Source organism: Lentzea sp. NPDC004782, assembly GCF_040609115.1.
GTDB lineage: Bacteria > Actinomycetota > Actinomycetes > Mycobacteriales > Pseudonocardiaceae > Lentzea.
In genome coordinates, this window is sequence record NZ_JBEXJN010000023.1 from 1 (window position 1) to 17328 (window position 17328).

General features: G+C 68.4%; 21 protein-coding genes and 1 riboswitch. Of the genes, 13 read left to right on the forward strand and 8 right to left on the reverse strand.

The window, feature by feature from the left end; genetic code table 11:
- Positions 1-330 precede the first annotated feature (330 nt).
- Positions 331-1368: a 3-isopropylmalate dehydrogenase gene (locus tag ABZV40_RS21715; RefSeq protein WP_355444223.1), complete on the forward strand. Its 1038-nt coding sequence runs from the start codon at positions 331-333 to the stop codon at positions 1366-1368.
- A 57-nt stretch (positions 1369-1425) separates the two neighbouring features.
- Here ABZV40_RS21715 and ABZV40_RS21720 read toward each other — a convergent pair whose 3' ends face one another.
- The 4 genes from ABZV40_RS21720 to ABZV40_RS21735 form a co-directional block, all read right to left on the reverse strand.
- The gene (locus tag ABZV40_RS21720) at positions 1426-1791 is read right to left on the reverse strand and encodes a hypothetical protein (RefSeq protein ID WP_355444226.1); all 366 of its coding nucleotides are present in this window, start codon (positions 1789-1791) and stop codon (positions 1426-1428) included.
- The gene (locus tag ABZV40_RS21725) at positions 1788-2213 is read right to left on the reverse strand and encodes a hypothetical protein (protein ID WP_355444229.1); all 426 of its coding nucleotides are present in this window, start codon (positions 2211-2213) and stop codon (positions 1788-1790) included. Before ABZV40_RS21725 ends, ABZV40_RS21720 begins: the two co-directional genes overlap by 4 nt.
- Before the next feature lie 8 nt (positions 2214-2221).
- A complete protein-coding gene (locus ABZV40_RS21730) occupies positions 2222-2614 on the reverse strand; it encodes a hypothetical protein (RefSeq protein ID WP_355444232.1) in 393 nt (130 codons plus the stop codon).
- Positions 2615-3146: 532 nt separating this feature from the next.
- Positions 3147-3356: a hypothetical protein gene (locus ABZV40_RS21735; RefSeq protein WP_355444235.1), complete on the reverse strand. Its 210-nt coding sequence runs from the start codon at positions 3354-3356 to the stop codon at positions 3147-3149.
- Positions 3357-3378: 22 nt separating this feature from the next.
- Between ABZV40_RS21735 and ABZV40_RS21740 the strand changes: the two genes are divergently transcribed.
- Positions 3379-4086 (forward strand): hypothetical protein, encoded by a 708-nt coding sequence (locus ABZV40_RS21740; protein WP_355444238.1) that lies wholly within the window; start codon positions 3379-3381, stop codon positions 4084-4086.
- Here the strand turns inward: ABZV40_RS21740 and ABZV40_RS21745 are convergent.
- Positions 4043-4462 (reverse strand): YciI family protein, encoded by a 420-nt coding sequence (locus ABZV40_RS21745; protein WP_355444241.1) that lies wholly within the window; start codon positions 4460-4462, stop codon positions 4043-4045. The two genes, ABZV40_RS21740 and ABZV40_RS21745, sit on opposite strands and share 44 nt — an antisense overlap.
- 97 nt (positions 4463-4559) lie before the next feature.
- Complete coding sequence (locus ABZV40_RS21750; RefSeq protein ID WP_355444245.1) at positions 4560-5480, reverse strand: sigma-70 family RNA polymerase sigma factor; 921 nt, start codon at positions 5478-5480, stop codon at positions 4560-4562.
- 38 nt (positions 5481-5518) lie between these two features.
- Here ABZV40_RS21750 and ABZV40_RS21755 point away from each other — a divergent pair, with 38 nt between their 5' ends.
- The 5 genes from ABZV40_RS21755 to ABZV40_RS21775 all read left to right on the forward strand — a co-directional run bounded on the left by ABZV40_RS21755 (position 5519) and on the right by ABZV40_RS21775 (position 9069).
- Positions 5519-6070 (forward strand): dihydrofolate reductase family protein, encoded by a 552-nt coding sequence (locus ABZV40_RS21755; protein WP_355444248.1) that lies wholly within the window; start codon positions 5519-5521, stop codon positions 6068-6070.
- 97 nt (positions 6071-6167) lie between these two features.
- A complete protein-coding gene (locus ABZV40_RS21760; protein ID WP_355444251.1) occupies positions 6168-6551 on the forward strand; it encodes an SseB family protein in 384 nt (127 codons plus the stop codon).
- On the forward strand, positions 6548-7051 hold the full coding sequence (locus ABZV40_RS21765; protein WP_355444254.1) for a hypothetical protein: 504 nt from the start codon (positions 6548-6550) through the stop codon (positions 7049-7051). Before ABZV40_RS21760 ends, ABZV40_RS21765 begins: the two co-directional genes overlap by 4 nt.
- Complete coding sequence (locus ABZV40_RS21770; protein ID WP_355444257.1) at positions 7048-8448, forward strand: putative T7SS-secreted protein; 1401 nt, start codon at positions 7048-7050, stop codon at positions 8446-8448. Before ABZV40_RS21765 ends, ABZV40_RS21770 begins: the two co-directional genes overlap by 4 nt.
- Positions 8449-8583: 135 nt before the next feature.
- Positions 8584-9069 (forward strand): hypothetical protein, encoded by a 486-nt coding sequence (locus tag ABZV40_RS21775; RefSeq protein ID WP_355444260.1) that lies wholly within the window; start codon positions 8584-8586, stop codon positions 9067-9069.
- 19 nt (positions 9070-9088) lie between these two features.
- On the opposite strand, the gene ABZV40_RS21780 is transcribed toward ABZV40_RS21775, so the two are convergent.
- Positions 9089-9571, reverse strand: a complete 483-nt coding sequence (locus tag ABZV40_RS21780) for a hypothetical protein (protein ID WP_355444263.1) — start codon at positions 9569-9571, stop codon at positions 9089-9091.
- Positions 9572-9597: 26 nt separating this feature from the next.
- A riboswitch (cobalamin riboswitch) is annotated at positions 9598-9735 on the forward strand.
- 32 nt (positions 9736-9767) lie between these two features.
- On the opposite strand from ABZV40_RS21780, the gene ABZV40_RS21785 reads away from it, so the two are divergent.
- The 6 genes from ABZV40_RS21785 to ABZV40_RS21810 all read left to right on the forward strand — a co-directional run bounded on the left by ABZV40_RS21785 (position 9768) and on the right by ABZV40_RS21810 (position 15795).
- Positions 9768-10790: an iron ABC transporter permease gene (locus ABZV40_RS21785; protein ID WP_355444266.1), complete on the forward strand. Its 1023-nt coding sequence runs from the start codon at positions 9768-9770 to the stop codon at positions 10788-10790.
- Positions 10790-11530: an ABC transporter ATP-binding protein gene (locus tag ABZV40_RS21790; protein ID WP_355444269.1), complete on the forward strand. Its 741-nt coding sequence runs from the start codon at positions 10790-10792 to the stop codon at positions 11528-11530. Before ABZV40_RS21785 ends, ABZV40_RS21790 begins: the two co-directional genes overlap by 1 nt.
- Positions 11527-12507 carry an ABC transporter substrate-binding protein gene (locus ABZV40_RS21795; RefSeq protein WP_355444272.1) on the forward strand — a complete coding sequence of 327 codons (981 nt, stop codon included), beginning with the start codon at positions 11527-11529 and terminating at the stop codon, positions 12505-12507. Before ABZV40_RS21790 ends, ABZV40_RS21795 begins: the two co-directional genes overlap by 4 nt.
- 202 nt (positions 12508-12709) lie before the next feature.
- Positions 12710-14299 carry a citramalate synthase gene (cimA, locus tag ABZV40_RS21800; RefSeq protein ID WP_355444275.1) on the forward strand — a complete coding sequence of 530 codons (1590 nt, stop codon included), beginning with the start codon at positions 12710-12712 and terminating at the stop codon, positions 14297-14299.
- Positions 14300-14309: 10 nt separating this feature from the next.
- Positions 14310-15068, forward strand: a complete 759-nt coding sequence (locus ABZV40_RS21805) for a fumarylacetoacetate hydrolase family protein (RefSeq protein WP_355444278.1) — start codon at positions 14310-14312, stop codon at positions 15066-15068.
- Positions 15069-15135: 67 nt separating this feature from the next.
- Complete coding sequence (locus ABZV40_RS21810; RefSeq protein ID WP_355444281.1) at positions 15136-15795, forward strand: response regulator transcription factor; 660 nt, start codon at positions 15136-15138, stop codon at positions 15793-15795.
- Here the strand turns inward: ABZV40_RS21810 and ABZV40_RS21815 are convergent.
- Positions 15785-17053 carry an FAD-dependent oxidoreductase gene (locus tag ABZV40_RS21815; RefSeq protein WP_355444284.1) on the reverse strand — a complete coding sequence of 423 codons (1269 nt, stop codon included), beginning with the start codon at positions 17051-17053 and terminating at the stop codon, positions 15785-15787. The genes ABZV40_RS21810 and ABZV40_RS21815 overlap by 11 nt on opposite strands.
- Between the last annotated feature and the right edge of the window lie 275 nt (positions 17054-17328).

Consider the following 17328-nt stretch of genomic DNA (forward strand, 5'->3'; position numbering starts at 1 on the left):
CCCGCGGGTGGCTCGATTCGTTCTGCTAACGCGCCCGCCCCGCGCCCGTGTTGGTCGCACTTTTCCTCTATCCCGCGCGCCTTCATCCACGTCAGGTGGATGAAGGCGCCCTTCATCGTGGTGAACAGGGTTGTCACCCCTTGACGCGACAGCTGTACTGCGGTCGAGTGACACTCGAAAGCGGGGAATGGGCCGTGTGGGTGTCCCGCAGTACGGGAGAGAACACCCCGAAGGGGTGTCCGGCATGCGGCGAGTGGCCGTGATGCCGGTAGCCTTTCGCGGAGGAAAGTAGTCCCACTAATTGGGGACGGACACCTGGGAGGTGTGTGGATGCGGCTCGCAGTGATCCCAGGAGACGGGATCGGGCCCGAGGTCATCGCTGAGGCCCTGAAGGTTCTCGGCGAGGTCGTTCCGGCGGCCGAAATCACCCGCTACGACCTCGGCGCGGCGCGCTGGCACGCCACGGGAGAGTTGTTGCCCGAGTCGGTGCTGGGAGAGCTTCGCCAGCACGACGCGATCCTGCTCGGTGCGGTGGGCGACCCGTCGGTGCCGAGCGGAATCCTGGAGCGCGGCCTGCTGTTGCGCCTGCGCTTCGAACTCGACCACCACGTGAACCTCCGCCCCGCTCGTCTCTACCCCGGCGTCCGCAGCCCGCTCGCGGACCCGCCCGAGATCGACATGGTGGTGGTGCGCGAGGGCACCGAGGGCCCGTACGCGGGCAACGGCGGTCTGCTGCGCAAGGACACCCCGCACGAGATCGCGACCGAGGTCTCGCTGAACACCTCGTTCGGCGTCGAGCGCGTGGTCCGCGACGCCTTCGCGCGTGCGTCGGCCCGGCAGCGCCGGCACCTGACGCTGGTGCACAAGACGAACGTCCTCACGCACGCCGGCTCGCTGTGGTCGCGCGTGGTCGAGGAGGTCTCGCTGCAGCACCCGGACGTGACCGTCGCGTACCAGCACGTCGACGCGGCCACGATCCACCTGGTCACCGACCCGGGCCGCTACGACGTGATCGTGACGGACAACCTGTTCGGCGACATCCTGACCGACCTCGCCGCCGCCGTCACGGGCGGCATCGGCCTGGCCGCGTCGGGCAACCTGGACGTGACGCGCCGCAACCCGTCGATGTTCGAGCCGGTCCACGGCTCGGCACCGGACATCGCGGGCCAGGGCATCGCGGACCCGACCGCCGCCGTGCTGTCGGTCGCCCTGCTGCTCGACCACCTGGGCGAGCACGAGGCGTCGCGCCGGATCGAGGCCTCCGTGGCGTTCGACCTGGCGACGCGCGACCACCAGTCGCCGGGCGCGACCTACGCGATCGGCGACCGGCTCGCGGCGCTCGTCTCCTCGAACGTCCGCACCGGCTGACCGTTTTCGGCCTGTTCACGGCTCCCGGCACCTGCGTGGTGCCGGGAGCCGAGCCGTTCACAGGAACTGTTTCGGGTCTTCCCATTGCCCGCGGACGACGCCATCGGCGTCCGGCACCACCGCGTACAGCTCGGCCAGCGCGTCGGGTGAGAGGAAGAGGCTGAACCCGGCGCCGGTCACTTCAGCCACTTCGTCATCGTCGTCAACCCCGGCCGGTACGTGGCGATAGACGAGTTCACCTGGCACCAGAGGCGCCGTGAACGCGGTGAAACTCTCGGCAATCAGACGAACACGCAGGTCGGGTCCGCTGCGACGCTGACCGGAGATCCCGGCTGCATCGCCGCGTCGACATCCGGGATCTTCGGGGGTGCCGTCCTCCTCAAGCGAGAGAATCAGGTCCCTCGTCGTCAACCTGCTCGTCATCCGATCACCAGGTAGGGCTTGGTCTTCTCCGGATGCATGGTCTCCGACATCAACAGCACCTGCTTGCCGACGGCGTCGTGGATCACCTCGAGCAGGCCGACGAGCTTTCTCAGGTCCTCAGGCGTCGTGATCTCACGGGGCTCGCCCTGGAGCTCGATCCTGTTCTCGACGAACAACATCGACGTCCAGGTCTGCGCGCCGACCCGAAGCTTCAGCAGGTTGTCCTCGTTTCCGCCGAACACGTCGGCCCGGACGTCGAGCGGGGCGGGCTCCCCGGCGCGGGTGAACCCGGCCAGGAAGCCTTTCTCCGCCAGGCGTTCGACCATCCGCCGCCAGTCGTCGGCGTCGGTGCCGAACACGTAGACCTCGACAAGGCTGTCGTGTTGGCCGGCCAGGCCGGCGAGGATCTGTTCGACGTTCATATTTCCTCTCAGTGGTCCAGGAAGCCGATGAAGTCGCCGTTTTGCGACCACCTGGCGCCGACGTCTTCCAACCAGAAGTCGTAGACCGCCCCGTGGGTGGGATGGGTCCAGCTCTGCATCGCTGTGCGCGGGTTGGTGAGGATGTCCTCCACGAGGTACTGGCTCACATCCTTGATTTCCTTGCCCTTGAGCGGTATCAGCGACGTGTTCGTGCGGTTCAGGGTGTCGTAGGTGAAGCACTGGGTGCGCACCGGCGACTGCCCCTCGCGGCCCTGCGTGTTCACCATCTTGGTGAGGTTGCCTACCGGGTCGTACGAGTACTTCGTGTCGTCGATCTGCGCGTCCGCCTGCTGCGCGGAGAAGTTCGTCCCGGTCAGCCTGCGGTACTGCGACTCGGACACGTAGGCGAAGCTGGTGCTGCCCGTGCTGGTCGGCCTGCCGTACTTGTTGTACGTGATGCCGATCGCCTCACCGGGCAGACCACCGGCGGTCGGCTGCGAACCGAGTTCAGCAAACCGGTGGTCGTGTAGCCGTACGTGGTGGTGTACAGGCCTGCGAGCCCGGTTTCCGAGGCCGGGATCTGGGTGAACATCCTCGCCGGCTTGGCCTGGCCGTTGTACGCGCTGATGCCGGTGATGTAGTTGCCGTTCGCCGTGTACCGGGTCGAGTAACCCGGCAGGCCGACACCGTTCTAGACGAGATCCGCTCACCTCCATCACCGTTGAAGACCTCCTCCTCGTACGGCACGTCAGCGAACAGTCGATTGTCCACAGTGGACTGACCGGGCGAGTTCGTGACCGAGGCGGATCGTTTGGCACCACCGGGCATGGTGTCGCCGTCCATGCCGCGGAAGTAGGTCGTGCGCCGCAGCGTCTGCTTGTCGCTGACCCCGTCGAAGCTGAACTGCTTGTTGCCGGTGCGCTGTTCGACCTTTCAGTACCCGCGGAACTGGCCGTACGTGCGGTGCTCCGGCTTCACCAGCTCGAAGTCGTCGTAGTGCCAGGCCGCGTCACCGAGGTACGAGTACTCGGTGACCCGGGTCGGCGACGAGGCGGTCGTGTCCTGCACCTCGACCCGGTCGACGACGTACTTGTGGAAGTACTCCAGCGGCGGGTTCTCGTTGAAGGGCAACGTCCAGTACACCGGGTAACAACGCCGGTGATCGTTGGCGTGGTACGGGGAGACCGGCTGGTACTTCGACGGTTCGGTGGCCGACGTCCGCGTGCAGCAGCAGACGTTGTCCCCGCGGGACGCCGCTCTGGTGCACGCAGAACCGCACAACCGCCCCTACGGCCCGTACGCCAACAACAGCGGTGTGAGCGCGGGCGGTCTCGCGGTGGCGATGGAGCGTTCGACGATGAACGCGCCCGGCCTGCGCACCGTGATCGTCTCGACCGGCGCTCCCGATCTGCTGCGCGGTGTTTCGGCGGGTACCGTGCAGGCGGACATCACCGCGGCACTCAAGGCGAGCAGCCCGTTCGGCGCCAAGCGGGCGTTCCGTCCTGACGGGACGCCGCTGCACGTGATCATGACGACCGTCCCGCCGTTGAACCTGGACCCGTCCGACCCGCGAGAGCAGCAACGCCGTGAGCTCAACAACAAGATCCTGGCGAGCTGGGCGGACTTCGGCGCGGACGACGTCGTGGACTTCGACGCGGCGGTGCGGGCGCCGTCGGATGCGAGCAAGATCGATGGTCAGTACCTGACCAACGGCGCGATCAACCAGAAGTACCACGATCGGCTGGCCACCACGATGGCCGAAGCCTGTGCGGACTTCCCGCCCCACGCCGAACTCTGCTATGGCCTGAGCAGCCGGTGCGGGCTGGTGTTCAGAGCTGGCCGTTGGCCTCGCGCCAGGCCCGCTCCTTCTTGATCCACTCGTTGTCCTGGGGAAACTCGTCGATCGTGGGCACCCGGCGGATCTCGGTCTTGAAGCCGGGGCCCGTGAGCGGCGCGCGCTTCGCCCACTCGATCGCCTCCTCCCTGGACGCGACGTTGATGATGTAAAAGCCGTTGAACAGCTCCTTCGTCTCGCCGTACGGGCCGTCCGTGACGACCGGCGGCTCGGAGGAGTAGTCGACGACCACGCCCTCGGACGGGTCGGACAGGCCCTCCGCGGCGAGCAGGACGCCCGCGCGGATCATCTCGTCGTTGTACCGGCCGACGATCTCCAGCATCTTGTCGAAGTCGACGTCGCCCAGGTTCGCGAAGGCCTCGTCGGTCGCGCGCCAGATCAGCATGAACTTCACGGTGTGTCTCCCCGTTCGTCTGTGTTTGACGTCCACAGGTCGAACGGGTCCCGCACCGGATCGACACGGACCTCGAACTTTTTTGAAGTTTTCTGTTTCAGCAGGTCAGAGGCAGGTCGAACGCCTCGAAGACGGTCGGCGACTGGAAGACCGCGGTGTGCGCGATCAGCCCGCCGGCGACCGTGAACACCTGCAGCGTGTGGAGCCGGCCGTCCGGCGTGTAGGCCGCGACCGCCGGTTGGCCGTTGGCGGCGGTCGGCATCATGCGCCAGCCCTCGCCGCGCAGCGCGAACACCCGGCGGAGGAACGCGGCGCAGTCGTCGCGACCGCGGTACCACAACGGCACCGGCGGCATCTCCAGGATCGCGTCCTCGGTGAGCAGCTCGACCAGCGCGCCGACGTCGGCCGCCTCGAAGGCCCGCACGTAGGCCTCCACGGTCCGCAGCGCGGCGGGATCACTCGACGGGGCCACCTCGGCTCCGTTCAGCCCGGTCCGCGCCCGTTGCAGAGCGCTGTTCACCGACGTGACGGTCGTGCCGAGCTGCTCGGCCACCTCGGCGGCGCTGAACTCGAGCACCTCGCGCAGCACCCAGACCGCGCGCTGGCGGGCGGGCAGCGCCTGCATGGCCGTGATCAGGGCCAGCCGCAGACTGTCCCGCCGCACCGCCAGGTCCGCGGGATCGGCCCTGGTGTCGGGGAACGGCCCCAGCCACGGCACCTCGAAGTCGGGCACCAGCGGGGTCTGCGGGTCGGTGCTCGGCGGGCCCAGCCCGGACGGCAGCGGCCGGCGCGCCCTGCCCTCCAGCGCGGTCAGGCACACGTTCGTGGCAATCCGGTACAGCCACGTGCGGATCGACGCCTTGCGCTCGTCGTAGCGCTCGCGCGCGTTCCACGCCCTCAGCATGGTGTCCTGCACGAGGTCTTCCGCCTCGTGGACCGATCCGAGCATCCGGTAGCAGTAGGCGAGCAGCTCCGCGCGGTGCTGCTCGACGCGCGCCTGGAAAGTCGTGTCGGTCATCGCGATGAGTATGCGGCGCCCCGCCGGTATGTAGTGGCATGAATGATCTGATCGTCATCGAGTTCGTGACACTGGACGGCGTGGTCGAGGACCCCGACGGGTCCGGCGGCACCGCGGGCGGCGGCTGGGCGTTCCGGCACGGCCCGGAAGCGGTGAAGGGGGACAAGTTCGGGCTGGGACCGTTGCTCGACACCGGCGTGCTGGTGCTCGGCCGGACGACGTGGGAGCTGTTCTCCCGGATCTTCCCCAGCCGCACCGACGAGTTCGCCACCAGGATGAACGCGATTCCCAAGCTGGTCGCGTCCCGCTCGCTGACGCGGGCGGACGGTTGGGCGAACTCCTCGCTGATCGAGGACGACCTGGTCACGGAGGTGCGCAAGCGCAAGGCGCATCAGGACGTCCTCGTCACCGGCAGCATCAGCGTCGTGGACGCGTTGGCCGAGCACGACCTGGTCGACGAGTACCGCCTCATCGTGTTCCCCTCGACCGTCGGCGCCGGGCGGCGGCTTCCCCTGCCGGAGGACCTTCGCCTGATCTCGGTGGAGCGGAAGGGAAACGGCGCACTCCTGCGCTCCCGCAAGGTTGCGTGACGCAGCCCTCAGTTGCACAGCTCGTCCGACACTCACCGTGAGCCACCGGTAACGTACAGCGCTGCCGATCTGGGGGGATTGGTTCAACGGGAGAGGCATGGACGAGGAAAACGAGGCGGTCGCCCACGCGCGGCGCTACCGCGAGGGCGGGGGAGACCCGGAAGCGTTCCTGAAGGCGTTCCGGGCGAGCACGGTGTACCTGCAGCGGATCGACCCGCTGTCCCTGCCGGTCGTCACGGTCGAGGGACTGAACTGGCTGGCGGCGTTCTCCAGCCCCGAACTGCTGCGAGGACATCTGGCCGCCCGAGGTGAGAGCACCGACGCTCTCCACCTGGCGGTCACCGGCGGACGGTTGCTCGACCACTACCTGCCCGCGCTGCCGAGGCCGACGGGTGTGGTGTTCGACAACGGGTCCGAGCACATGATGACCCTGCCGCCGGTGCGCGGCGTCGTCGCGGACGAGCTGGCGGTGGACGCGTGACCGGGTTCGGCGTCGACCTCGGCGCGATGGCGCAGGCGATCAAGGGCATCAACGACACCGTCGCCGCCCTGAAGGAGATCGCGCCCGACGGCGGGCACCTCGTGTCCACCACGGCCACGTTCGGGATCATCTGCCCGGACGAGGACGAGTGCGGGGACGAGGTGCTCGCCGACGCGTTCGAGGAGTTCTTCGAGCGGTGGCGGTGGGGTCTGCGGCACCTGGTGAAGGAAGGCACGGCGATGGCGTCCGCGCTCACCGACACCAAGACCGTGTACGAGAAGGCGGACGAAAAGGCCAAGCAGGCGTTCCAGCTGCTCATGGGCAACCCGCACGCTCATGACGACGCGTCCCAGAAGTCATGGGAGGAGCTGGAGAAGTCCATGCGGCCGACCTCCGTCGGGCAGGAGTGGGACAAGGCGGGCAAGGGCCTGGACGACGCGTGGAACTCGTCGGCCAAGGACGTGCGCGGTGCCGCGGAATGGGTCGGTGATCTCACGTGAGTTTCTTCGGCCGCAGTGAGCTCGGCGACACCGACGACCCCGTCGAGCTGGTGCCCGGCAGCGTCACGTCCCTGGAGGAGACGGCGAACGGGTTGCACAAGCTCTCGACCGCCTGCCAGGAGGCGCACGCCGGTATGTCCCGATTGGACCTCGGCCAGTGGACGGGGGAGGCGGCGGAGAAGTTCGGCAGCTACCTCGCCCAGGAGACGCCGAAGTGGCGCGACGCCGCGGAGGCGTTCGGCCCGGTGGTGGACGCGTTGGTGACGTACAAGGGCGCGGTCGAACGCGCCCAGCGGGAAGCCGCCGAGGCGATCCGCCTCTACAACGAGGCCAAGGCGGAGACGAAGGCGGCGGAGAAGCAGTACGACGACGCCTCGTCGCGGTACGAGAAGGCCGCACTGGCCGCCATGACCTCTGGTGACGCGGCACCGTCGCCACTCGCACCGTTCAGCGATCCCGGCAAGGCCAAGCGGGAGCAGGCCGAGCGGATCCTCGCCGACGCGCGGAAGGCGTTGCGGGCGGCAGCCGCGCAGACGGCGTCGGTGGTCACGAAGGCGAAGGACAGAGCGCCGGAGGAACCTGGTTTCCTGTCCAAGGTCGTCGCCGCCTTCGAGGACACGACCGACAAGCTGGTCGACCAGATCGGGTCCTTCAACAGCGGTCTGACCAAGTCCGCGCTCGGCATCGTGCAGTTGCTCCGCGCGACCAACCCTCTCGACCCGTACAACATCTCGCACCCCGGCGAGTACGCGGCGAACATGATGAAGCAGGCCGCCGGCATGGTGCACATGGCCACGCATCCGGTCGACGCCGTCAAGGGCATCCTCAACTTCGAGCAGTGGAAGAAGGACCCGTTCGCCGCGCTCGGCCAGCTGACCGGTGACGTCGCCATCGCCATCGCGACCGACGGCACGGCACTCGCCGGCACGGCGGAGAAGGCGGTCGCCCGCGAGGCGATGGAGGCGTCGGCCCGGGAGGTCACCGAGCAGGCGGCGACCCAACTCGGCAAGCACGTCGACGACGGTCTGCCGCCCTGGGCCAAGGGGGAGCACTACGAGCCGCCGTCGCACCCGACGGACTACGGCAACCCGCACCCCGACGAGCCGTTCGGTCCACAGAAGACGGACGACCTCCCGACGCACGACCGGGAACCGGAACACCACGAGCCCGATCATCCTGCCGAGGAACCGAAGCACGAGCCGGACGAACAGCCCAAGGTCAGGGAGCCGGAACACCTGCCGCAGCCCGACAAGAGCTACTACTTCCAGCTGCAGGACGCGGTCGGCCGGATGCAGGACATGATGCCGAGCCTGTCTCCCCCGGAACAGGAAGCCATGTGGCGCGCAATCGAGGAGAAGAGGCAAATGATGCGCGACATTCTGGACCGGCACAGCTGACGTCACGGCGATCTTCAGGAGCCAATACCAATGCACCCACAGCAACCACCGATGCGTCCGCCACACCGTCAGCTGCCCCCACCGCAACCACCGCGCCCGATGAGGCCGCCAGTTCCACCGCCACCACCCCAACCGGTGGAGGAGGAGCTTCCGGAATGGACGAAGGACGGCGAGTTCCCGGCGATCTCCCGGCAGATCCCGCTCTACGGCAAGGATCCCGAGTCCGGCAAGGAGCAGGTGTGGGTCGGTCGCGTCGTGTGGCAGGCGCGGACCGCGAAAGAGATCACGATGGCGGTCTACGGCCCGTTCGGCCGCAAGATGGCCACCGGTGAGTCCGTGTTCCACGCCCTGTTCCGGATCCGCGGCGAGCTGGGGGACCCCGAGCAGTACAGCCCGCCGTGGAAGGTGCTGGTCAAGGGATCCAGGAGGGACGTGTGGCACCTCGGTCACAAGGTGTCGATCTTCCCCGGTGACCGGGCCGAGATCGTCGTGCCCGGTGAGAAGGTGACCGAGTCCGTCGACGTGCTCGCGATGCTCGAACCGCACGACACTCCGAAGTTCGGCTTGGTCGAGCATCAGATGACCAACGTCCTGGAGTACTTCCGCCGCTTCGGCGTGTGAGGCTCCTCGTAGCCCGAGGTCACGCCAGCCAGAGGATGAGGCCGGCCAGCAGCAACCAGTGCTGGCCGGCCACCGCCACGGCACGCCAGCCGGGCTTGGCCAGGCGGGAGATCGCGAGGCTGATCGGTACGAACACCAGTCCCACCCCGAAGAACGCCGACGGCACCACCCAGCTGCCGTCGGACGCGATGAGCAACATGCCCATGAGCCCTGCCAGGAACGCGCTGGAGTAGATCGCCACGTCGCGGCGCCAGAGGAGCACCAGCAGCGGCGCGACCGCGATCGCCCAGCCGATCAGCGCCTGCGGCAACGCCAGACAGAACTCCGGCGTGCAGTAGAGCCGATCAAGTGCCGCCGGGATCTCCTCGGCCCAGATGCCACCGGTCTGGAAACCGGCGACGAGCAGGGCGAACGCGATGAAGGCGGGGCTGTTCTTCTGCCCCGTGTCCTGCTCGCCCAGTTGACGCTGACGCCGTAATCGCCGTTTGTCTCCTCCGCCCATGCCTGTTGAACGCGTCTCCGCGCGGTTTTGTGCACTGGCCGGTGAGTTAGGGTGGGGTCGTCGTGCACGGGGGAAGACCGGTCGAAGTCCGGCGCTGACCCGCAACGGTAGGTCCCACTCCGGTGGGGCGAGCCCGAACACCCGCACACGGCTTTCAACCGGGAACTCCTGCCGTGGACTGCGGGAAGGGCTGTCAGTGATCGCGAAGATCAGCGCGCTCGTCGGCGTGCTCGCCGTCAGCGTCGTGGCGGGCGTGGCGCTCGGCCCCGTCTCCGTCCCGTTCAGCGTCACGGTCGACCTGTTGCGGGCGGCCGTCACCGGCGGCACGATCCCCGCGGACCTCGCCGGGCAGTACCACATCGTCTGTGACATCCGGCTGCCGCGCGTGCTGCTCGCCGCGGTCGTCGGTGCCGGGCTGAGCACGGTCGGCGTCGCGATCCAGGCGATGGTCCGCAACGCGCTCGCGGACCCCTATGTGCTCGGCATCTCGTCGGGCGCGAGCGTCGGTGCGACGGCGGTCGCGACGCTCGGCGTGTTGTCCGGTCTCGGCGTCTACGCGTTGTCGACCGGGGCGTTCCTGACCGGACTCGGTGCCACCGCGCTGGTCTACCTCACCGCGCGCACGAGCCGGGGGCTCACACCGTTGCGGCTGGTGCTGACCGGAACCGCGCTGGCGTACGGGTTCTCGGCCGTCGCGATGCTGCTGGTGTTCCAGGCGCCACGCGGGGACGCGGCGCGGGCGGCGATGTTCTGGTTGCTCGGCAGCCTCGGCGGAGCGGACTGGAAGTCGTTGCCCGTGGCCACCTCGGTGACGGTGCTCGGGATCGTGTACCTGCTCACCAGGGCGCGGCAGCTGAACGCGCTGGCGATGGGCGACGAGACGGCGACCACGCTGGGTGTCGAGGTCAACCGGTTCCGCACGCGGCTGTTCGTCGTCACCGCGGCGATCACCGGCGTGCTGGTGGCGGTCAGCGGCGCGGTGGGCTTCGTCGGGCTCATGCTGCCGCACCTCACGCGCATGGTCGTGGGCGCGGACCACCGCAGGGTGCTGCCGCTCGCACCCCTTGCCGGGGCCTCGTTCCTCGTCTGGGTCGACGTGGCCGCCCGGATGCTCGCGGCGCCGGAAGAGCTGCCGCTCGGCGTCATCACGGCCGCGATCGGCGTGCCGTGCTTCATCTTCCTCATACGCCGCAAGAGCTACGTGTTCGGAGGACGTTGATGCGCGTCGAGCTCACCGGCGTCGCGGTCCGCGGGATCGTCGAGGACATCACGCTCACCGCCTCGGCCGAGGTCGTCGGCATCGTCGGCCCGAACGGCAGCGGCAAGTCGACCACGCTCCGGTGCGTCTACCGCGCGCTGAAGCCGGACGCCGGTGCCGTGCGGATCGACGGCGAGAACGTCCACAAGCGACGGAACCTCGCCCGCGAGCTCGCGGCGCTCACCCAGGAGTCGCAGGTCGAGTTCGACTTCACGGTCGCCGAGGTCGTCGAGATGGGTCGCCTGCCGCACGACCGCGATCCCGCCAGAGACCGGCGCGTGGTCGCCGACGCACTGGCCACAGTGGACGTGGCGCACCTCGCCGACCGCAGTTTCCTCAGCCTCTCCGGCGGCGAACGCCAGCGCGTGCTCATCGCCCGCGCCATCGCCCAGGAACCGCGGGTGCTCGTGCTGGACGAACCGACGAACCACCTCGACATCCGCCACCAGCTGGACGTGCTGGCGCTCGCCCGCGGCCTGGGCGTCACGGTGCTGACCGTGCTGCACGACCTCAACCTCGCCGCGTCCTACTGCGACCGCCTCCACGTGCTCGACGAAGGCCGCCTGGTCGCGTCCGGCACGCCGGAGGAGGTGCTCGTGCCCGAGCTGATCGCCAAGGTCTTCCACGTCACCGCGCACGTCGTCCGCCACCCCACCACGGGAGTTCCGCAGCTCCTGTTCGACCAGGAGGTCACCCCTTGAGAACCGCTTTCGCCGCAGCCGCTCTGCTGCTCGTCTCCGGCTGCGGCGCGACGGTCGCGCAGGACACCGCGAAGTCCGACCCGGTGACCATCACCAACTGCGGTCGGCAGGTCACGTTCGACCAGGTTCCGTCCAAAGTGGTCACCAACGACACGGGCATCACCGAGCTGATGTTCGCGCTGGGCCTCAAGGACCACATGGCCGGGTACGTCGTGGACGGCGACAACACCGTCGACCTGCGCACCTCACCGTGGAAGGCCGACTTCGACAGCACCCGCAAGCTCGCGGACAAGATCTCCAAGGAGGTCGTGCAGGGCGCCAACGCGGACCTGGTGTTCGCGGGCTGGAGCTACGGGTTCAGCGAGAGCACCGGCTTCACGCCGGACGCGCTGAAGCAGCTCGGGATCGGCACCTACCAGCTCACCGAGGCGTGCCGCAACGGCATCGGCAAGCAGCGCGGCATCATGCCCGCCCTCGACGCGCTGTACACGGACCTCCGCAATCTGGGGAAGATCTTCCGCGTCGAGCGGAAGGCCGAGGAGCTGATCCAGGGCTACCAACGGCAGATCGACGACGCCGGCCGGTTGATGGTGGGCAGGCCGCGGCCGAAGGTGTTCCTCTACGACAGCGGCCAGGACCAGCCGTTCACCTCCGGCCGGAACGCGGCCCCGCAGGACGTCATCGGCAAGGCGGGCGGGGACAACGTCTTCGGCGACCTCGACGACAGCTGGACCACGGTCAACTGGGAGACCGTCGTGCAGCGCGATCCCGACGTCGTGCTCATCGTGGACTACGCGTCCGGCGAGGCGCACACGCCTGAGCAGAAGCAGGCGTTCCTGGAGGGCTTCGCGCCGCTGCGCAACTCCCCGGCGGTCAGGAACAAGCGCTTCTTCGCCCTCCCGTACGCCGCGCTGGTCGAGTCGCCGCGCAACCCGGCCTCGATCGAGGCCTTCGCGAAGTACCTGTCACAGGGGTGAACGCATGACCAGATAGTGGGAGATTTCCTCCCGGCGCTTGGTACGTCGAGCTGAGCTGTGGCAGCATCCGCTACATGGCTCAGCACCTCGCCATCATTATTGACGAGCGCGTCGGGTAGTGCCGCCCCTGGCACCCGACGCGCAGACCTCTCGCATCCCGCGGGGGGTCTTTTTGTTTGCCCGGATGAGGAGATGACCCGAGATGGCCGGCCCTACCGACGAGTTCCACGTCTACGACACGACGTTGCGCGACGGCGCACAACGTGAGGGCATTTCGTACTCCGTCACGGACAAGCTCGCGGTCGCGCGCCTGCTGGACGGGCTCGGCGTCGGGTTCATCGAGGGCGGCTGGCCCGGCGCGCTGCCCAAGGACACCGAGTTCTTCGCCCGTGCGGCGGCCGGTGACCTGGACCTCAAGCACGCCAAGCTGGTCGCGTTCGGCGCGACCCGCAAAGCAGGGGTGAAGGTCGAGGAAGACCCGCAGGTCAAGGCTTTGCTCGACGCCCAGGCGCCGGTCGTGACGCTCGTCGCGAAGTCGGACCTGCGCCACATCGAACGGGCGTTGCGCACCGACACCGACGAGAACCTCCGGATGGTGCGCGACACCGTCCGCTTCCTCGTCGATCACGGCAGGCGCGTCTTCCTCGACGCCGAGCACTTCTTCGACGGCTACGCCTTCTCGCCGGACACGTCGCTGCGCGTGCTGGAATCCGCTGTGGAGGGTGGCGCGGACGTCGTCGTGCTGTGCGACACGAACGGCGGCCAGCTGCCGTTGGGGCTCGCCGAAACGGTCGCGGAGGTGGTCGAGAAGACCGGCTTCCGCGTGGGAATCCACTGCCAGGACGACACGTCCTGCGCGGTGGCGAACACCATCGCGGCCGTGCAGGCGGGCGCGACGCACGTGCAGTGCACCGCCAATGGTTATGGCGAGCGAGCGGGCAACGCGGACCTGTTCGCCGTCGTGGGAAACCTCGTGACCAAGCTCGGCATGGACGTGCTCCCGACCGGGGCACTGGCCGAGCTCACCCGCGTCTCCCATGCGTTGGCCGAGATCGCGAACATCGCACCCGACACCCACCAGGCCTACGTCGGGTCGTCGGCATTCGCTCACAAGGCGGGTCTGCACGCGAGCGCGATCAAGGTGGATCCGGAGCTGTACAACCACATCGATCCGGACCGCGTCGGCAACGACATGCGGGTGCTGGTCACCGAGATGGCCGGCCGGGCGAGCATCGAGCTCAAGGGACGTGAGTTCGGACTCGACCTGGCCGGCCGGTCAACCGAGGTCGGCAACGCGTTGAAGCGCGTCAAGGAGCTGGAGGCCAGGGGCTGGTCGTTCGAGGCCGCCGACGCCTCGATGGAACTGCTGCTGCGCTCGGAGCTGTCCCAACTGGACACTCCTCCTTTCACGCTCGAGTCCTACCGGGTCGTGCTGGACCACCGCTCGGACGGCGAGATCGTGTCCGAGGCCACGGTCAAGGTGCACGTGGCGGGGGAGCGGGTCATCGCGACCGCCGAGGGCAACGGTCCCGTGCACGCTCTGGACGCGGCGCTGCGCAAGGCGTTGCTGCCGCACCTGTCCTGGTTGGACGCAGTGGAGCTGGCCGACTACAAGGTGCGCATCCTGACCGAGCACCCCGGCACGGACGCCGTGACGCGCGTGCTGGTGGAGTCCACGGACGGCGAGCGCGAGTGGACCACCGTGGGTGTGCACGGAAACATCGTCGAGGCCTCCTGGCTAGCGCTGTGTGACGCACTGGTGCACAAGTCGATGCGATCCAAGCCCGTCTAAGGTGTAGTACGTGCGTATAGCCCGAATCGCTCATCCTCAAGGCGTGGCTTTTGTCGCTGTTCACGGCGACGAGGCCGCGGAGATCGCCGAACACCCCTTCGGCACGCCCACGTTCACCGGTCGCAAGTGGCCGTTGGCCGACGTCAGGCTGCTCGCGCCGATCCTGCCGACCAAGATCATCGGCATCGGCCGCAACTACGCCGACCACGCCGCCGAGCTGGGCAACGAGGTGCCGGCCGAGCCGTTGATCTTCCTGAAGCCCAACACCTCGGTGATCGGGCCGAACGTCGAGATCAAGATCCCGGCCGCGTCGCAGCGGGTGGACTTCGAGGGCGAGCTGGCCGTCATCATCGGCCAGCCGTGCCGGGACGTGTCGAAGGCCAAGGCGATGAGCGTGGTGATGGGCTACACCATCGCGAACGATGTCACGGCGCGCGACCTGCAGAAGAAGGACGTGCAGTTCACGCGTGGCAAGGGCTTCGACACGTTCTGCCCGATGGGCCCGTTCATCGAGACTGAGTTCGACCCCTCCGATGTCCGCGTCATGACCGAGCTCGACGGCGAGGTCAAGCAGGACGGGCGTACTTCGTTGATGGTGCACGACATTCCGTCACTCATCGAGTACGTCTCCGGGATCATGACGCTGCTTCCCGGTGACGTGATCCTCACCGGGACGCCGGCGGGCGTCGGGCCGATGAGGGCCGGACAGACGGTCTCCGTGACTGTGGACGGCCTTGGCACGCTCACCAATCCGGTCGCAAATAGGTAGCCGTACGGAGCAATCCGGCGCCCGGCAGGTTACGCACTCGGGTACCCGCTAGTAACTTCCCGGTGTCATGACGGACCTGGCGTCCACGCGTGTGCTGCTCGTCGACGGTTCGCAGCTCATCACCGAGGGACTGCGACTCTCGCTGCACCGCACGCACTGCTTCCGCGTTGTGGGCATCGCCCACACCGTGGCCGACGCTGCGCGCTGCCTGCGCAGCGTCCTGGTGGACCTCGTCGTCACGGACTTCGACGTGCCGGGCGCCGGGCCGCTGCGCACCGTGCGGGACACGGCGCAGTTCCGGCCGAGCGCCCGTGTCGTCGTGCTGTCCAATGCGGACAGTCCGAGCTGGGCCCGCGCGGCCCTGGACGCCGGCGCGGTCGCCTACCTGCTGAAAACCTCGCCCGTGGCCGAACTGTTACCGCTGATCGCGGCCGCGGTCCGCGGTGCTCCCGCCACGATCGACGCGCGGGTGGGGTCGCTCTCACGGCTGCCGACGCGGATGCCGCCGCCCGCCTCGCTCGGCCAGCTGTCGGCACGTGAGTTCGACGTGCTGGCCGAGATGGCGAAGGGGATGGACAACGCGCGCATCGCCCAGCGGCTCTTCATCAGCAACGACACGGTGAAGACCCACGTGAAGGCGATCCTGCGCAAGCTGGGCGCACGGGACCGCGCCCACGCCGTGGCGATGGTGCTCGGCGAGTCCTCCGAGGCCTTCGTCACGACCTGACGATGGTCTGCGGCTCGCGGCGCGCGAACTCCGGCGCGTGTTCCGGCCGCGGGCCGATCGCGATCACGTAGGCCGGAACCACCTGCAGGAACGGCAGCTTCTGCACCAACCGGAGCATGAACGGCATGCCGGTGGTGGAGACCGTCTCGGTGCTGCCCAGCTTGCGGCCGAGGAACACCCGGTGGATGATCCGCTGCAGCGTCTGGATCACCACGGTCGGGAACAGCCTGCGCCTGCGCACCTTCGCCAGCGCCGCGCTCGTGACCAGGCCCTGCCGCAAGGGCTTCGCGAGCAGCCGGGCGGCCGCCACCGCGTCCTGCACGGCGAGGTTGATGCCCACGCCGCCGACCGGTGACATCGCGTGCGCCGCGTCACCGATGCACAGCAGACCGTCGACGTGCCACTGCCGCAACCGGTCCAGCTTCACGTCGAGCAGCTTCGCGTCGTCCATGCTCCTGATGTGGTCCACCCGGTCGGCGAGCCACGGGACGAGCGTGACGACGCGCTCGCGGAACTTCTCGACGCCCTCGGCGCGCAGCTGCTGGTCCGTGCCCTTGCGGATGAGGAAGGCGCACTGGAAGTAGTCGCCGCGCGGGATGAGCACCATCGCGCTGCCCGCGCTGAACCGGCCGGCGCCGCCGACGACGGGCTCGTCACCGTTGCGCGGCAAGCGGAACCACCACACGTCCATCGGCGCGCCGAAGCTGTAGACGGGCAGGTTCACCGCGTCGCGCAGGATCGAGCTGCGCCCGTCCGCCGCGACGACCAGGTCCGCGGCGATCTCGCCCTCGTGCCCGTCGGCGCGGTCGCGGTACTTCACGCCCGTGACCCTGTTGCCGCTCCTGGTGATTCCAGTGACCTCGGTGTTCATCCGCAGCGTGAACGCCGGTTCGAGCTTGCCCGCGTCGGCCAGCAGGTCGAGGAAGTCCCACTGCGGCACCATCGCGATGCGCTTGTTCGGCCCGGGAAGCCGCTTGAGGTCGGCGACCACGGCCTGCTCGCCGCCGTCGAGCAGCGCCTCCACCTTGTCGACGTCCTGGTGCGGCACCTGCTCGAACGCGGGCCCCAGTCCCAGCTCGTCCATGAGCGTGAGCGTCGACGCGTGCACCGTGTCGCCGCGGAAGTCGCGCAGGAAGTCGCCGTGCTTCTCCAGCACCGTGACCTCGACACCGCCGCGCGCCAGCAGCAGCCCCAGCACCATGCCCGCGGGGCCGCCTCCGACGACCAGGCAGGTGGTCCTCCCGGTGTTCCTCTCCATCTCGATCCCCTCATTTCAACCGCTGTTGAATAAACTCAGCATGCTCTTGATCGCCGGATGCGTCAAGCCGAGTCCCCCGTGACCTGGCTCGCCTCGGCTACTTGTCCACAATGGACTGTCTGGGAAACCGGGCTCCGGAACGGTTGCGGCCGGTGTGGAACGTCGTGGCGCGGGCTGGGATGTCGCGCTTTCGGAACCGCCCGTACGGGCAGGGGCGGTCATGTCGCCGAACAACACCCGACCGGGTGATTGCGCTTGGCGGCCGGACGAGCGTC

Excerpts from the sequence above, each read along its gene's own strand:
- ABZV40_RS21715 (WP_355444223.1), top strand. The coding sequence starts at position 331 with ATGCGGCTCGCAGTGATCCCAGGAGACGGGATCGGGCCCGAGGTCATC.
- ABZV40_RS21720 (WP_355444226.1), bottom strand. The coding sequence starts at position 1,791 with ATGACGAGCAGGTTGACGACGAGGGACCTGATTCTCTCGCTTGAGGAG.
- ABZV40_RS21725 (WP_355444229.1), bottom strand. The coding sequence starts at position 2,213 with ATGAACGTCGAACAGATCCTCGCCGGCCTGGCCGGCCAACACGACAGC.
- ABZV40_RS21750 (WP_355444245.1), bottom strand. The coding sequence starts at position 5,480 with ATGACCGACACGACTTTCCAGGCGCGCGTCGAGCAGCACCGCGCGGAG.
- ABZV40_RS21755 (WP_355444248.1), top strand. The coding sequence starts at position 5,519 with ATGAATGATCTGATCGTCATCGAGTTCGTGACACTGGACGGCGTGGTC.
- ABZV40_RS21760 (WP_355444251.1), top strand. The coding sequence starts at position 6,168 with ATGGACGAGGAAAACGAGGCGGTCGCCCACGCGCGGCGCTACCGCGAG.
- ABZV40_RS21780 (WP_355444263.1), bottom strand. The coding sequence starts at position 9,571 with ATGGGCGGAGGAGACAAACGGCGATTACGGCGTCAGCGTCAACTGGGC.
- ABZV40_RS21790 (WP_355444269.1), top strand. The coding sequence starts at position 10,790 with ATGCGCGTCGAGCTCACCGGCGTCGCGGTCCGCGGGATCGTCGAGGAC.
- cimA (WP_355444275.1), top strand. The coding sequence starts at position 12,710 with ATGGCCGGCCCTACCGACGAGTTCCACGTCTACGACACGACGTTGCGC.
- ABZV40_RS21810 (WP_355444281.1), top strand. The coding sequence starts at position 15,136 with ATGACGGACCTGGCGTCCACGCGTGTGCTGCTCGTCGACGGTTCGCAG.
- ABZV40_RS21815 (WP_355444284.1), bottom strand. The coding sequence starts at position 17,053 with ATGGAGAGGAACACCGGGAGGACCACCTGCCTGGTCGTCGGAGGCGGC.